Annotated in this window: 11 protein-coding genes and 3 pseudogenes; 10 read left to right on the top strand and 4 right to left on the bottom strand. The window is 55.1% G+C overall.

The window, feature by feature from the left end:
- Positions 1-139 precede the first annotated feature (139 nt).
- Positions 140-1,285: pseudogene (locus tag AC07VR_RS15710) on the bottom strand (IS630 family transposase).
- A gap of 73 nt (positions 1,286-1,358) precedes the next feature.
- Between AC07VR_RS15710 and AC07VR_RS15705 the strand changes: the two are divergent.
- The 7 genes and pseudogenes from AC07VR_RS15705 to AC07VR_RS15675 form a co-directional block, all read left to right on the top strand.
- A pseudogene (locus tag AC07VR_RS15705) lies at positions 1,359-1,667 on the top strand (site-specific integrase); the annotation flags it as partial.
- A pseudogene (locus tag AC07VR_RS15700) lies at positions 1,657-2,529 on the top strand (maltoporin); the annotation flags it as partial. The pseudogenes AC07VR_RS15705 and AC07VR_RS15700, both read left to right, overlap by 11 nt.
- A gap of 489 nt (positions 2,530-3,018) precedes the next feature.
- Positions 3,019-4,419 (top strand): GABA permease, encoded by a 1,401-nt coding sequence (gene gabP, locus AC07VR_RS15695; RefSeq protein ID WP_495011744.1) that lies wholly within the window; start codon positions 3,019-3,021, stop codon positions 4,417-4,419.
- A 109-nt stretch (positions 4,420-4,528) separates the two neighbouring features.
- A complete protein-coding gene (gbdR, locus tag AC07VR_RS15690) occupies positions 4,529-5,641 on the top strand; it encodes a choline metabolism transcriptional regulator GbdR (RefSeq protein ID WP_495011743.1) in 1,113 nt (370 codons plus the stop codon).
- A 72-nt stretch (positions 5,642-5,713) separates the two neighbouring features.
- On the top strand, positions 5,714-6,835 hold the full coding sequence (locus tag AC07VR_RS15685; protein WP_495011742.1) for a Re/Si-specific NAD(P)(+) transhydrogenase subunit alpha: 1,122 nt from the start codon (positions 5,714-5,716) through the stop codon (positions 6,833-6,835).
- A gap of 11 nt (positions 6,836-6,846) precedes the next feature.
- Positions 6,847-7,203 carry an NAD(P) transhydrogenase subunit alpha part 2 gene (locus tag AC07VR_RS15680; RefSeq protein WP_495011741.1) on the top strand — a complete coding sequence of 119 codons (357 nt, stop codon included), beginning with the start codon at positions 6,847-6,849 and terminating at the stop codon, positions 7,201-7,203.
- A complete protein-coding gene (locus AC07VR_RS15675) occupies positions 7,200-8,648 on the top strand; it encodes an NAD(P)(+) transhydrogenase (Re/Si-specific) subunit beta (protein ID WP_495011740.1) in 1,449 nt (482 codons plus the stop codon). Before AC07VR_RS15680 ends, AC07VR_RS15675 begins: the two co-directional genes overlap by 4 nt.
- A 237-nt stretch (positions 8,649-8,885) precedes the next feature.
- Here the strand turns inward: AC07VR_RS15675 and AC07VR_RS15670 are convergent, their stop codons facing one another.
- On the bottom strand, positions 8,886-9,326 hold the full coding sequence (locus tag AC07VR_RS15670; RefSeq protein ID WP_495011739.1) for a CBS domain-containing protein: 441 nt from the start codon (positions 9,324-9,326) through the stop codon (positions 8,886-8,888).
- A 143-nt stretch (positions 9,327-9,469) separates the two neighbouring features.
- Positions 9,470-10,477, bottom strand: a complete 1,008-nt coding sequence (locus AC07VR_RS15665) for an AraC family transcriptional regulator (RefSeq protein WP_495011738.1) — start codon at positions 10,475-10,477, stop codon at positions 9,470-9,472.
- A gap of 241 nt (positions 10,478-10,718) precedes the next feature.
- Between AC07VR_RS15665 and antA the strand changes: the two genes are divergently transcribed.
- From antA to antC, 3 genes are read left to right on the top strand one after another with little or no spacing between them, the layout of a single operon-like run.
- A complete protein-coding gene (gene antA, locus AC07VR_RS15660) occupies positions 10,719-12,104 on the top strand; it encodes an anthranilate 1,2-dioxygenase large subunit (RefSeq protein ID WP_495011737.1) in 1,386 nt (461 codons plus the stop codon).
- Between the two features lies 1 nt (position 12,105).
- On the top strand, positions 12,106-12,594 hold the full coding sequence (antB, locus tag AC07VR_RS15655) for an anthranilate 1,2-dioxygenase small subunit (protein WP_495011736.1): 489 nt from the start codon (positions 12,106-12,108) through the stop codon (positions 12,592-12,594).
- 18 nt (positions 12,595-12,612) lie between these two features.
- Positions 12,613-13,644, top strand: coding sequence for an anthranilate 1,2-dioxygenase electron transfer component AntC (gene antC, locus AC07VR_RS15650; protein WP_495011735.1), 1,032 nt, complete (start codon positions 12,613-12,615; stop codon positions 13,642-13,644).
- Positions 13,645-13,733: 89 nt separating this feature from the next.
- On the opposite strand, the gene AC07VR_RS15645 is transcribed toward antC, so the two are convergent.
- A complete protein-coding gene (locus AC07VR_RS15645) occupies positions 13,734-15,281 on the bottom strand; it encodes a methyl-accepting chemotaxis protein (protein WP_495011734.1) in 1,548 nt (515 codons plus the stop codon).
- Positions 15,282-15,343: the final 62 nt, after the last annotated feature.

Raw genomic sequence — 15,343 nt, 5'->3', positions numbered from 1 at the left:
CGAATACCAGGGCGACTTGGAAGGCGTAGCTAGTCACGATCATTCGCGCGCCGGAGTACACGCCACAACCTGAATAAGCAAAAAACCTCGCTTTTTGGTGTGACGATTAGATTGGCGCACTTCCGTTTTGTAGACGAACCTAGTGTGCTGTTCTCGAAATAACTTGCCCTTCCATCTGCGTCTCCATCGCCTCGCGTGCTCGCCGTATCTTGCTCAAAATTTCCTCGCCCTTTGCGTTCCAAACGTACCGGGTCGGTCGTGCGTTCCGTAATGCCAGGAAGGCGGTAATCGAGCTTTCCTACTCACGTACGGAGCCGAAGCTGCCGTCGCGCAAGAACACACAAATGTCCCTGAAAAACCGCTCGACCCTGTTCATCCACGAGCTGGAGGTCGGTGTGAAATGCACATGGAAGCGCTGATGTTTCGCCAGCCAAGCCTTCACCTTTGCGTGCTTGTGTGTCGCATAGTTATCCACGATCAGGTGCAGCTGGAGATGCTTGGGCGTTTCCTTGTCGATTTTCTTGAGGAAAGCCAACCACTCCTGATGGCGGTGCTGACGCTCGATGCTACTGATCAGTTTGCCCTGGAGATAATCCAGCGCTGCGAACAGCGTGACCGCGCCGTGGCGAGGGTAATCATGGGATTTTGTTTGGATATGACCGATCCCCAGAGGCAGCCCAGGCTGTGTGCGTTCCAAGGCTTGCACCTGACTTTTCTCGTCGCAGCAGAGCACCAACGCCTTGTCTGGCGGGGCCAGGTACAGGCCGATGACATCCCAGAATTTCTCCTCGAACGGCGGGTCGTTCGACAGTTTGAAGGTACGTGTCAGATGAGGCTTCAAGTCATTGGCCACCCATAGTTTATGCACGGTGGTCGCTGATATGCCGGCGGCACGGGCCATGCTTCGGCAGCTCCAGCGGGGCTCGCCGATACGAGGTTGAGTGACCTGTTCGAGCACGCGGCGGATCGTGTCGGCAGGCAGAGGGGATTTGCGTCCTCGGCCAGGCTTGTCGAGCAGGCGTTCCAATCTGAGCGCCTGAAAACGCTGGCACCAGTCGGTGACCGTAGGGCGAGAGAAGCCTGTCAATCGTACGATTTCTTCTCGCGTTGATCCTTGCGCTGCCAGCAAGATGACGCGGGCTCGACGGCCATCGCGCTGACTGATGGTGGCGGAACGTACGCGACGGCTCAGTTCGGCAAACTCTTCGGGGCTAAGCGTAATGTCCAGAGCGCTTACCAGGAACTCTCCAAGGTAGGAATGGCACCTGAAGTGTAGTGCAAACATGGAGAAATTTATTTCGCGAACAGCACACTAGTTCCGCGGGACTGGCTTAGCCTTCAGGGCTCACATGGGGCACGAGTTGCTGCAGGCCGAATGGAAAAATGTCGATCTGGACCAGCAGACCTGGTTTATTTCAAGTGAAAACGTCAAAGACACCCGCGGCAAGAAACAGGATCACCATGTCTTCCTCTCCCCCTTCGCCCTGCATTTCTTTCAGGACTTGAAAACCCTGACTGGACACAGCCAATGGTGCTTTCCGAGCAAGCAGGATGATGGGCATGTCGATGTGAAAGTAGTGAGCAAACAGGTCGGTGACCGCCAAGCCCGGCTCAAAAACCGCAAGGCCCTCTCCAGACGGCGTCCCGACGATACCCTGGTCCTTGCCGGCATTGAATGGCGGTTCTTTCTGGGCGGGCCGTCGTTACTACAACCGAAACGACATCAATATTTCCGACTACTTCTACTGGAACCAAAGCTCAACGGGCTTTGGGTTCGACCAAGTCGCATTGGGATATCTGAAATACAGCTACGTGTTCTCACGCAAGGACAACGTCTTCCAAAAGGATTTTGTTACCCGGCATGATGTGACCGTCGGCGGATTCAACACAAATCCCGGTGGCGAGGTTCAGCTGGGCGTCAGTTATCTGGACAAGCCGAGCCGCGAGGATGCTCATTAGGGCTGGTCGGTGGTTGCCCAGCACAAGCAGGTCGCGTTTCTTGGCGGAGTCAACAAGTTCGCTGTTCAATACGGCCGAGGGCCGGGCACCGCATTGGGCTACACCGGTGATACCACGTTGGATGAGAGCAACAAGAGCTGGCGGCTCGTGGAGTTTTTCGACTGGCAAATGACTCATGCTTTCAGTGGTCAAGTTGAATTGGTCTATCAAAAAGACACGCGCCCTGGTGGTGATGATCAGAACTGGTTATCCATTGGTGTTCGGCCAATTTATGCGTTCACGGATCAGTTCAAGTTGAGAACCGAAGTTGGGCGCGACCAGGTTGAAGCCGCAGACGGTACCCGAAAACTCACTAAGTACACCATCGCGCCGACTTGGTCACCGAAGGGCCCGGGATTCTGGGACAGGCCGGAATTTCGTCTGTATTACACCTACGCTACCTGGAACAAGGCTGCGCAACGCGCCGCCAGCTTGCAATCTCCGGGATCGGCTCTGTCTGATACCGGTGCGTTTGGTACAGCCTTGCAAGGCTCCAACGTAGGGGTTCAGATCGAGTATTGGTGGAAATAAACTCCCTTGTTGACGCCGATGCCGAATTGAACCATGTGCCGACGCAAGACCGACCCACCTCCAATTCAGCACAAATCCAGCACAGGCAAAAGTTTGTGAGGAATTAGACTGGGTCAGTGACATCTCGGCAACTGGGTGTATTCGACATCGGCATCAACACCAAGGTCGACACTACTTTATTAAAAGAACTCTCAACGGACCGAGATAATTGCCTTTGGCCACTTAGTGACTAGCTGGTTTTCGCCATGAACACAAAGTATTCATGTGTCGATATCAGACACGGAGGTGGCGTGATCAGGTAATTGAATCATCGGACAAGCCGGGTAAGGTGGCGCATCTTTTTATCGAAATAACCACATCGCGATGATGGGTTTGATAAGAACTGCAGCGTTTGAAGGGTGCCTCTTTCAGGAAGCCCAGCAGGCAACAATGATGATCTGTTGCCCCTATCAATTCGCTTAAATGTCGAACAGCAGAGAAAAAAAACCAATGATTAGCCCGAACTCCAAGGATTCGAGTGGCCAATTGGCGCAGGGCTTCAAGCCTCGTCACGTAACAATGCTGTCAATCGCCGGTATTATCGGCGCAGGTTTGTTCGTTGGCTCAGGACATGCCATTGCAGCTGCTGGCCCAGCGGTCCTCCTGGCCTATCTATTCTCAGGCTTGCTCGTCGTTCTAGTCATGCGCATGCTCGGTGAAATGGCGGTGGCCAATCCGGACACTGGCTCGTTCTCCACCTATGCCGACCAGGCAATAGGCCGTTGGGCAGGCTTCACCATCGGTTGGCTCTATTGGTGGTTCTGGGTGCTGGTGATTCCTATCGAAGCACTGGCCGCTGGTCATGTGTTGAATCAGTGGTTTCCCGAGATTGATGCCTGGCTGTTCGCTTTGGTGTCGATCATTGCACTGGTGGTGACCAACCTATTCAGCGTGTCCAAGTATGGTGAATTCGAGTTCTGGTTCGCCATGGCCAAGGTCGTGGCGATCATAGGTTTCATCGCCGTGGGTTTTGCCGTGCTGATGGGCTGGGTTCCCGATCGGGAAGTCAGCGGATTGAGCGGACTGATGGCCGAGCATGGCGGATTTGCCCCCAACGGCCTGTCGGCGGTAGTCGGCGCTTTCATCACCATCATGTTCAGCTTCATTGGTACTGAAGCGGTCACCATCGCCGCCGCCGAATCCGACAACCCGTCGCAGAACATTGCCAAAGCCACGCGTTCGGTGATTTGGCGCATCGGAGTGTTCTACCTGTTGTCGATTTTCGTGGTCATCTCCGCGGTGCCCTGGAACGATCCGCTGCTGGCCCAGGTAGGTTCCTACCAGCGGGCACTGGAAATCATGAACATTCCCCACGCCAAGTTCATGGTGGACGTGGTGGTGCTGATCGCCGTAGCCAGTTGCATGAATTCCTCGATCTACATTGCCTCGCGCATGCTGTACTCGCTGGGCCGTCGTGGCGATGCGCCGAAGGCGCTCAAGGCGACCTCCTCCGAAGGCGTGCCACGGGCAGCAGTCATCGCCAGCACCGTGCTGGGCGCAGCGATCACCGTGTGGAGCTACTTCATGCCCGCCGGGCTGTTTGACTTCCTGTTGGCCAGCTCCGGCGCGATTGCCTTGCTGGTGTACCTGGCCATTGCAGTGTCGCAGCTGCGCATGCGCCGGACGCTACGTCGGCAGAATATCGAACTGACCTTTCGTATGTGGCTATTCCCGTGGCTCACATGGCTGGTGATCGCATTCATTTGCGCAGCGTTGGCGGTCATGATGATCACCCCAGAGCACCGTACCGAAGTGAGCTCGACCATTGGCCTGGCGCTGGCGATTTCCTTTATCGGCCTTGTGACGTCGCGTCAGCCTGCGAGGGATACAAGGGCGACGTCTGTAGGATAAAAACCAAGGACGTATTTGCGCCGAACCTGATACTCCCTACGTCAAGGCTGGGGTATTACAAGCTCCTGTGTCTCAAGCCGTAATCGCTCTTTGTGAGGACATGACCACGATGTCATCGAACTCCACCGTGTCCGACGGTACGACTCAATCCGTTGGTTTTCTGCTGTTGGATAAATTCACACTGATTTCCCTGGCGTCCGCAGTAGAGCCACTGCGGATGGCCAATCAGTTGTCGGGGCGAGAGCTGTATCGCTGGCATACGTTCAGCCCCGGTGGAGAGCCTGTCTGGGCCAGTGACGGCGTGCCGATCACTCCGGATGCTTCGTGGAACAATCCATTAGTGGCGGACACTGTAATCGTGTGCGGTGGTGTTGGAATCCAGAGCGTAATCACTCGCGAGCACATTACCTGGCTACAAGCTTTGGCACGTCAATCCAGGCGGTTGGGAGCGGTGTGCACCGGTAGCTGGGCGCTCGCCAGAGCAGGGCTGCTCGACGGGTACGAGTGCAGTGTGCATTGGGAATGTTTGGCGGCCATGCAGGAAGCTTTTCCACGAGTCAGCATCAGCGCGAGCCTCTTTACCCTCGACCGGAACCGGTTCACAAGCTCCGGCGGAACAGCGCCAATGGACATGATGTTGCACCTGATCAGCCGCGATCATGGTCGTGAATTATCCGCAGCCATCTCTGAGATGTTTGTTTACGAGCGCATACGCAACGAACAGGACCATCAGCGCGTTCCGCTTAGGCATGTGCTGGGAACTCATCAGCCCAAGCTGCAGGAGATCGTCGCGTTGATGGAGGCCAATCTCGAGGAACCGATCGACCTGGATAACCTTGCAGAATACGTTGATCTGTCACGTCGACAGCTAGAACGGCTATTTCAGAAATACCTTCACTGTACGCCGTCACGCTACTACCTAAGGTTACGTCTTATTCGAGCGCGACAACTGCTTAAGCAAACATCATTGTCGATCATAGAGTTGGCGTATGTATGCGGTTTCGTGTCCACACCACACTTTTCCAAATGCTATCGCGAGTACTTTGGTGTTCCACCAAGCGACGAGCGTTCCGGCTCTGAAATGAGTCGCAAACCGGCAATGCTTGCGACTACGCAGCAGTCATCAACTAAACAACTGACAGCGCTCGACCAAGCACGAAACGAATCGACTTTTGCCAGTGTTCGAATGATTGATCATTCCGATTTGGCGGAATCGTGCTGATAGGACGTCCCTGCCGCCCCATTCATCCGTAGTGCATGGGTTTACTCAATAAGATCACGCAGGAGATTTGACGTGCACATTGGTGTTCCTCTCGAAACCCAGACCGGTGAAACACGGGTTGCTGCAACCCCGGAAACCATCAAGAAGCTGATCAGCCAGGGTCATAAGGTCACTGTACAAAGCGGTGCCGGCGTTAATGCCAGCGTAGTCGACAGTGCCTATGCAGCGGCAGGCGCAAGCATTGGCAGCGCCAATGACGCGTTTGGTGCAGCGCTGATTTTGAAGGTGGTCGCTCCCAGTGACAGCGAGCTGACGCTGATTAAAAGCGGCACCGTTGTGGTGGGGATGCTCAACCCGTTCAGCAACGAAACCATCGCCAAGCTGGCCGAGTGCGGGATTACCGCCTTTGCCCTGGAGGCCGCGCCTCGCACCTCCCGCGCGCAAAGCCTGGATGTGCTGTCCTCACAAGCCAACATCGCCGGTTACAAAGCCGTGTTGCTGGCCGCGCACTACTATCCGCGCTTCATGCCGATGCTGATGACCGCTGCGGGCACTGTGAAAGCGGCGCGCGTGCTGATCCTTGGTGCCGGTGTGGCCGGTTTGCAGGCCATCGCTACCGCCAAGCGCCTGGGTGCGGTGATCGAAGCCTCTGACGTGCGTCCTGCGGTAAAAGAGCAGATCGAATCCCTCGGCGCCAAGTTCGTCGACGTGCCTTACGAGACCGATGAAGAGCGTGAATGCGCCGTCGGTGTCGGCGGTTACGCCCGCCCGATGCCGGCCAGCTGGATGCAGCGCCAGGCTGTGGCCGTGCACGAACGCGCCAAACAGGCCGACATCGTTATCACCACCGCGCTGATTCCCGGCCGCAAGGCACCGACGCTGTTGAGCGCGGAAACCGTGGCCCAGATGAAACCGGGTTCGGTGGTCATTGACCTCGCGGCAGCCCAGGGCGGCAACTGCCCGCTGACCGTGGCCGATCAGGTGGTCGTCGAAAATGGCGTGACCATCGTCGGCCCGACCAACCTGGCCAGCGCCGTGGCGGCTGACGCTTCGGCGCTGTACGCACGCAACCTGCTGGACTTCATGAAACTGATCTTCACCAAAGAAGGCCAGTTCGAGATCAACCTTGAAGACGACATCGTCGCCGCGTGCCTGATGTGCCGCGACGGCCAGATCGTGCGCAAGAACGGCTGAGGATAAAAACAATGGAAGACATGCTGATCTCTCACGGTATCTACAACCTGATCATCTTCGTGCTGGCTATCTATGTCGGCTACCACGTGGTCTGGAACGTCACACCTGCACTGCACACGCCACTGATGGCGGTTACCAACGCCATCTCGGCGATCGTGATCGTCGGCGCCATGCTCGCCGCCGCCCTCACCGTGACCCCGCTGGGCAAGACCATGGGCACCCTGGCGGTGGCCCTGGCCGCGGTCAACGTGTTCGGTGGCTTCCTGGTGACCCGGCGCATGCTGGAAATGTTCAAGAAAAAAGCGGCTCCAGCAAAAGCTCCGGCAGCCAAGGCCGCAGCAGTCAAGGCTGAGGTGCAGCAAGCATGAGCATGAACCTGGTTACTTCCCTGTATTTGATTGCCTCGGTCTGCTTCATCCAGGCGCTCAAGGGTCTCTCGCATCCCACCACGTCGCGTCGCGGCAATCTGTTCGGCATGCTCGGCATGGGCCTGGCGATCCTCACCACGGTCGGCCTGATCTACAAGCTGGGCGCGCTCTCTTTTGCACAAGGCGGGGCCCAGGTCGGTATCGTCTACGTGATCGTTGGCCTGCTGATCGGCGGCACTGCCGGTTCGATCATGGCCAAACGCGTTGAAATGACCAAGATGCCCGAACTGGTCGCCTTCATGCACAGCATGATCGGCCTGGCAGCAGTGTTCATCGCCGTGGCCGCCGTGGTCGAGCCGCAGTCGCTGGGTATCGTCCAGCAACTCGGGGACGCCATTCCGGCCGGTAACCGCCTGGAACTGTTCCTCGGTGCAGCCATCGGTGCTATCACCTTCTCCGGTTCGGTGATTGCCTTCGGCAAGCTGTCGGGCAAGTACAAGTTCCGCCTGTTCCAGGGCGCACCGGTACAGTTTGGCGGCCAGCACAAGCTGAACCTGCTGCTGGGCCTGGCCACACTGGGCCTGGGCGTGACCTTCATGCTCACCGGCGACTACACCGCTTTCGGCGTGATGCTGGCACTGGCCTTCGTGCTCGGCGTGCTGATCATCATCCCGATCGGCGGCGCCGACATGCCGGTAGTGGTGTCGATGCTCAACAGTTATTCCGGCTGGGCGGCAGCGGGTATCGGCTTCTCGCTGAACAACTCGATGCTGATCATTGCCGGTTCGCTGGTGGGCTCGTCCGGTGCGATCCTCTCGTACATCATGTGCAAGGCGATGAACCGCTCCTTCTTTAATGTATTGCTCGGCGGTTTCGGCAACACAGCCGACGCAGGTCCGGCAGGTGCCAAGGAGGCCCGCCCGGTGAAATCCGGTTCGGCTGACGACGCTACTTTCCTGCTGACCAACGCCGACACCGTGATCATTGTTCCCGGCTATGGCCTGGCGGTAGCACGGGCGCAGCATGCGCTGAAGGAGCTGACCGAGAAACTGACCCATCGCGGTGTGACCGTGAAGTATGCGATCCACCCGGTTGCCGGTCGTATGCCGGGGCACATGAACGTGTTGCTGGCCGAGGCCGAGGTGCCTTACGACCAGGTGTTCGAGATGGACGACGTCAACTCCGAGTTCGGTCAGGCCGACGTGGTGCTGGTACTGGGTGCCAACGACGTGGTCAACCCGGCCGCGAAGAACGATCCGAAATCGCCGATTGCCGGCATGCCGATTCTCGAAGCGTTCAAGGCCAAGACCATCATCGTCAACAAGCGCTCGATGGCCAGCGGCTATGCCGGCCTGGACAACGAACTGTTCTATCTGGACAAAACCATGATGGTGTTCGGCGACGCGAAGAAAGTCATCGAAGACATGGTCAAAGCCGTCGAATAAACATGCGCCAGCGCCCTCCCAAAAAACCTCGGCCTTTAATAGGCAGGGGCTAATGAGAGGGCCCCCTCATCCAGAGCTCGCCCGCCGACAGGAGTCGCTAAGCCCGTCGCTGTTCGTCAGTGAACGCCTGACAGCGCTTGCGCCATTCAGAAGTGAAGTTGTTACCTCACAGCCCTGCTCATTTTCCAGCAATCCCTTTTTTGCCTGCGCACAATTTCTTGCGCCGTGGGCAGGTAATTAGTGACCGCGAATATACTGTTCGAGTTGCAGAATCAGGTCTGCTTGTTCTGTAATTGCAGTCTTGACCAGATCACCAATCGACAGCAAACCAAGTAGTTTTTCGTTTTCTACAACCGGCAGATGACGAAGGTGACGTTCGGTCATGATTCCCATGCATGTCTCAATACTCTGACGAGAGTCCACCGTTATCACGGGTGAACTCATAATGGTCCTGATGGGCGTGCCCGCCGAGGAACGCCCCTGTAATACCATCTTGCGCGCGTAGTCTCGCTCACTGATAACACCGATAACAACTCCATTCTCTACGACAGGCAGCGCGCCAACATTCCGTTCAGCCATGGTCCTGACAGCCTCGATGACCATTTGCTCCGGTGCAACGGTGTAAACTTCATGGTTACGCTCGGACTTCAAACAAAGTAATTGCGCAACAGTTTTCATAATTAGCCCCTCTTATTTTTATCAAACACAAGCACCCTACACCGGGAGCGCAGACAGCAAACAGCTCAACGAACAATACAACCAGTTTGAATCAGAAAAAGAATCTGAAAATTAAAATCCAGCGTTAGAATCCGCCAGTACGATCAATGCTTTCGACTCCGTTCAACCGTCTTCGATGGCACTTCCAAAAATAATTTCTTGTAGTCGGATGAGAAACGACCCAAGTGGTTAAATCCCCACTGCATCGCCACCGCTGCAATGTTTCCATTGCATCCGCCCTCCAGCAACGCCTGCCTTACAGCTTCAAGCCGAAAACGCTTTAAATACACAGTCGGCGTAATACCGAAATATTTCTTGAAGTCATCATAGAGCTTGAAACGGGATACACCCACCGCCCGCCCGACCTCGCCCAAATTGACTTCATCGCTGGCATGCTCATGTATAAGTTTTTTGGCTTTTAATAAATATTCAGGACAGCGAATCTGCGAAAGACTAGCCAACTCGCTCGAATAATTATTTGGCTGCGACAAGATCAAACCTTTTATCAACGCTTTTTCAATATCACGGGTAATGGATACATGACCAAAAAAGTCACGTGCCTGATCCATCTCCACAAGCAAGAATTTTACCAACCGCCACCATGCGGCAGGGGCTCCGTCAGTTGTACTTATTTGGGTTTCGAAGACAATCGGCTGTTGCGCTGGCCGCTGTAACAGTTCCTCCAACACCTGGCGCATTGCTGTACACGTAATGGCGACCTGAATTTTTCGACAATTACCTGCAATAGAGAGTTCTTGCTGATCATAAGGCGATACGATTATTCCGTTTTTGCTATCGGACATCAGCAATCCATTTGGTTTTCGTAGTTCCTGCTCACCACTGATTGGTAGACTGATGCTGTAACTGTTGAGTACCGACGCATCAATATCGATAGTGACATCGGTACCGTATTCGATATATCCAATCACTGTAGACATCGACTTCAAAACATTTCCGGCATGTTGAAAATGAAGTCGCTGCGGGGACGATGCCTTGAGCTCGTGAGGGCCGCAGATATTCACCATCCAGGCTTGCGCACCTTGTACATCATGATGCACCGCATGGATGTCTTGAAATTCAGCATTGTTCCCGGCATGAGTTTGCAGATTCATCGCAGCACCACAAGAGTTACAGATCAGGCTACAACCGTACTTTCAACGCCTCAGAATCACTATCCGCATAATGCAAAAATCATCATAAAAACGCACAAAAAAAACCCGCCATGTATTCCCCATAAAGAGCGAGCCGTGCCACCTCAGAAGCGGATAGATATCACCTCGAATTCGGATAGATGCACCACACAGAAAGGCTTTCAATCGGGGTGAGCCTAAAAACTACAAAAGGGTGTACCTGATGAATAACTCGAGAAGCATTGCGCAGTGGCAAGAATACATCCAGGGCTGCCTGGATTTCCGTCCGGCTGAAGGCATTTACCGCATCGCCCGTGACATGTTTACAGAGCCGGAACTGTTCGACCTGGAGATGGAATTGATCTTCGAGAAGAACTGGATCTACGCCTGCCACGAGAGTGAAATCGCCAACCCCAATGATTTCCTGACGATGCGTGCGGGTCGTCAGCCCATGATCATTACCCGCGATGGCAACAATCAGCTTCACGCGCTGATCAACGCTTGTCAGCATCGGGGCGCGACGCTGACTCGCGTCAGCAAAGGCAACCAGTCCACCTTCACATGCCCGTTCCACGCCTGGTGTTACAAAAGTGACGGCCGCCTGGTCAAGGTCAAGGCCCCGGGGGAATACCCGGAAGGCTTCGACAAGGCTACCCGCGGCCTGAAGAAAGCCCGGATCGAGAGCTACAAGGGCTTCGTGTTCATTAGCCTGGACGTCAACGGCAGCGACTCGCTGGAAGACTTCCTCGGCGATGCAAAGGTGTTCTTCGACATGATGGTCGCCCAGTCTCCTACCGGCGAGTTGGAAATACTGCCCGGCAAGTCGACCTACAGCTACGACGGCAACTGGAAACTGCAGCACGAAAACGGTCTGGATGGATATCACGTCAGCACCGTGCACTACAACTACGTCTCCACGGTACAACATCGCCAGCAAGTCAATGCCGCCAATGGCGGCGGCTCCAGCACACTGGACTACAGCAAACTGGGCGCCGGTGATGCAGAAACCGACGATGGCTGGTTCTCGTTCAAGAATGGCCACAGCCTCTTGTTCAGCGATATGCCCAACCCGACCGTACGCGCCGGCTATGCCAGCGTCATGCCGCGCCTGGTGGAGGAATACGGCCAGCAGCAGGCTGAGTGGATGATGCACCGTCTGCGCAACCTCAACATCTACCCAAGCTTGTTCTTCATGGATCAAATCAGCTCGCAGCTACGTATCGTGCGCCCGGTAGCCTGGAACAAGACAGAAATCACCAGCCAGTGCATCGGCGTCAAAGGTGAGACCGACGCGGACCGGGAAAACCGCATTCGCCAGTTCGAAGACTTCTTCAACGTTTCAGGCATGGGAACTCCCGACGACCTGGTGGAGTTTCGTGAAGCCCAGCGCGGATTCCAGGCACGCCTTGAGCGCTGGAACGAAGTGTCTCGCGGCAGTGAAAAATGGGTCGAAGGCCCCACTCCCAACAGCGAGGTCCTGGGCATCAACCCGGTACTGACCGGCACCGAGTTCACCCATGAGGGACTCTACATTAATCAGCACGGTTCCTGGCAGCGCTTCCTTCTGCAAGGTCTGGAACAAAAAGCCCTGAAGTTGAAGGAGGTGTGAAATGAGCGCACTACAACATTCCATTGAACAATTCCTCTACCGCAAAGCCGAGCTGTGCGATCAGCAGGATTGGGACGCCTACATCGCCCTCTTCGATGAGCAGAGTGAATTCCACCTGCCGCAATGGGAATCGGAGCATGTGTACACCACCGACCCCAAGCGCAGCATGTCGCTGATTTACTACTCGAACCGCTCTGGCCTTGAAGACCGGGTGTTTCGTCTGCGCACGGGTAAGTCGGCGGCGTCAAACCCGATGCCGCGCACCATGCACCAGATCAGCAATGTGCGGATCAAGGAGCTCGATAACGGCTTGCTTGAAGTCAAGGCAGCCTGGGTCACCCTTTATACCCGACAGGGGTTGTCCGAGCAGTTCTACGGCCATGTGACCTACCACCTTAAAGCGGTTGCAGACAGCTGGAAGATCACTCGCAAGCACATCGTGCTGCTCAACGACACCATCAACTCAGTGCTTGATTTCTATCACCTGTGAGCTGCGGAGCACGCTGTCATGAACCATAAAGTCGCTTTCAGCTTCGCCGACGGCAAGACCTCGTTCTTCGAGGTCAAGCCAAACGAGTTGCTGCTCGACGCCGCGCTGCGCAATGGCGTGAACATCCCGCTGGACTGCCGCGAAGGTGTTTGCGGCACTTGCCAGGGACGCTGCGAATCAGGCCAATACACTCAAGATTACGTCGATGAAGAGGCCCTCTCCGAGGACGATCTAGCGCAACGCAAGATGCTCTCTTGCCAGACCCGTGTGCAATCGGATGCCTCGTTCTATTTCGACTTCGATTCGAGCTTGTGCAACGCTGGGGCAACCCAGCTATTGCAAGCGGTGATTACCGGTGTAGAACAGGTTTCGGCCACTACCGCGATACTTCATATCGACGCTTGCTCCAGCCCGCAGCAGCTGGATTTTCTCCCAGGGCAGTACGCTCGACTGCATGTACCGGGAACCAGTGAGTGGCGCTCCTACTCATTCGCCAACCGACCCAATTCCACTAACCAGCTTCAGTTTCTCATCCGGCTCCTGCCTGATGGAGTGATGAGCAACTTCATCCGTGAGCATTGCCAACCCGGTCAACTCATCGAGTTCGAGGCCCCTCTGGGTAGTTTTTATCTACGCCAAGTGACCAAGCCTCTGGTACTGGTGGCAGGAGGAACCGGCCTGTCGGCTTTCCTCGGGATGCTGGATAACATTGCAGAAAAAGGTGGATGCGGACACCCGATCCAACTGTTCTATGGTGTCACGCAGGACAATGACCTGTGCGAAACCCAACGGTTGGCGGACTATCGCGATCGTATCGCTGATTTCGACTACCACCTTATCGTGTCGAAGCCATCAGAGCAGTGGAAAGGGAAAACTGGATGGATTCCTGATCACTTTGACCGAAATGCGTTTGAGGCTGATCCATTCGATATTTACTTGTGCGGCCCTCCGCCAATGGTCGAAGCGGTCAAGACCTGGTTCAACGAGCAGCAAATCGAAAAATTCCAGATGTTTTACGAGAAATTCATCGAGAGCAATTCAAAACATTAAGAACCATGGGGAGTATCTGGAATCAACCAGATACTCCCCTGCTTTTTTATCAACTGCCTGATCCCGCTCAATTCCCCTTCCCTAAAAATTCAACGATCAAAACGCTCCGCCAGATTTCGTAAAGCCTCGGCCTGAGTTTTCAAGTCCTCACCAATTCTTTGACCATCCAATGCCTTATCGACGCTTTGCTTCGATAGCTCAGCCACTTGCAGAACCTGCTGTGACAAGCTTTCTACTACTTGCGATTGCTGCTCCATGGCAGATGCGATCTGCATGCTCATGCCCGATATTTGAGTCAACGAGGAATTCACTCCAGCCAGATTTCCTTGCACCGACAGCACTTCACGAGTGCTGTGTCGCGCGAATTCTCGGCCCTCGTCGGTCAGTTGGACGGTACGTTCGGTAGCATCACGCAGTTGCAGCAAGAGCGGCTGAATTTGCTGGGTTGCTTCTTGAGTACGTGTTGCCAGTTGCCGTACCTCGTCAGCAACAACACTGAACCCCCTACCCGCTTCGCCGGCGCGAGCAGCTTCAATGGCAGCATTCAAAGCCAGCAAATTAGTTTGTCCGGCAATCGAACTGATGATGTTGGTGATAGCGCCAATGGCCTCCGTGGAACTGGCCAACTGTTGGACTGCCACTGCAATACTCCCGACGGATGTACTGAGCTGCTGCATTGCGTCAAGGCTCTTGCCGGACAATTGCTCGCCATGGCTGGCGAGCCTGACAGCTTCTTGGGTAGCCAGATTCGTTGCCTGAACATTACTGGCGACCTCCTGGATAGTGGCTGCCAGTTCGCTGAGGGCGGTTACCGACAAGTCGGTTTCATCACGTTGCCGTTCGAGACGCTGAGTCTCGGCCTGAATCAATTGGGCAAGCTCGACTACCTGCCGCTCAACGACGCCTCCAGTCGTGCCGATTCGCGACAACGCGCTTTGCAGGCGGCTTTCTTCTGCAACCAAGGCCATTTCCATTAACGCGGCAGCACCTGGCGCATTACTGTAAATATCGGCGGTCAACCAGTCAGCAAACGCTTTGGGATGGGCAACAAAAATCTGCGTAACGGCACGGTTCTGTCGCCAATCCTGAAGGCCCGCCATAACGGCAAATCCAGCCACAACCACCGTACTCTGGGCCCAAAAAGAATCCAGCTGCCAAAGACCTGCCGAAAACAATAGACCCAGCGGCAAGCTCGGTAATGCAGACTCCACCAGTCGATTAAGACAAGAACCCCACTGAAGAATTGCCCCACCAGAACTCAACCGCGAATAGAGTTTTTCAGCGCGTTCTGTCTGCACTTGCGATGGTGAGCTATAGACTGCCCCGTAGGCCTCAATCCCATCAGCGCCGAACACCGGTTTTATGTAAACGTTCAACCAATAGGTTGAGCCATCCTTACGCCGATTCTTCAACAGCCCCATCCAGGGCTTTCGTTGTTGCAGCGCACTCCACAGGCTACTGAAAATGTGTGCGGGCATATCAGGATGTTTAAGCAGACTGCTTGATTGATGCAACAACTCCTGACTTGTATACCCGCTAAGTTTTATAAACGCTTCGCTACCGTGGATAATGCGCCCCTGTAGGTCGGTACGGCATATCAGAACAGCATTGTCAGAGGAGCTACGAGGTGCGGACATGACTGAAAGATCCCAAAAGGAAAAAAAAAAGCCTGCCCATAAGGGCAGGCCGAGAGCAACAG

This window comes from Pseudomonas sp. GW821-FHT02H09, assembly GCF_059421425.1.
Note: the sequence above shows the minus strand (reverse complement) of the source record. Positions and strands in the feature narration are given on the sequence as shown.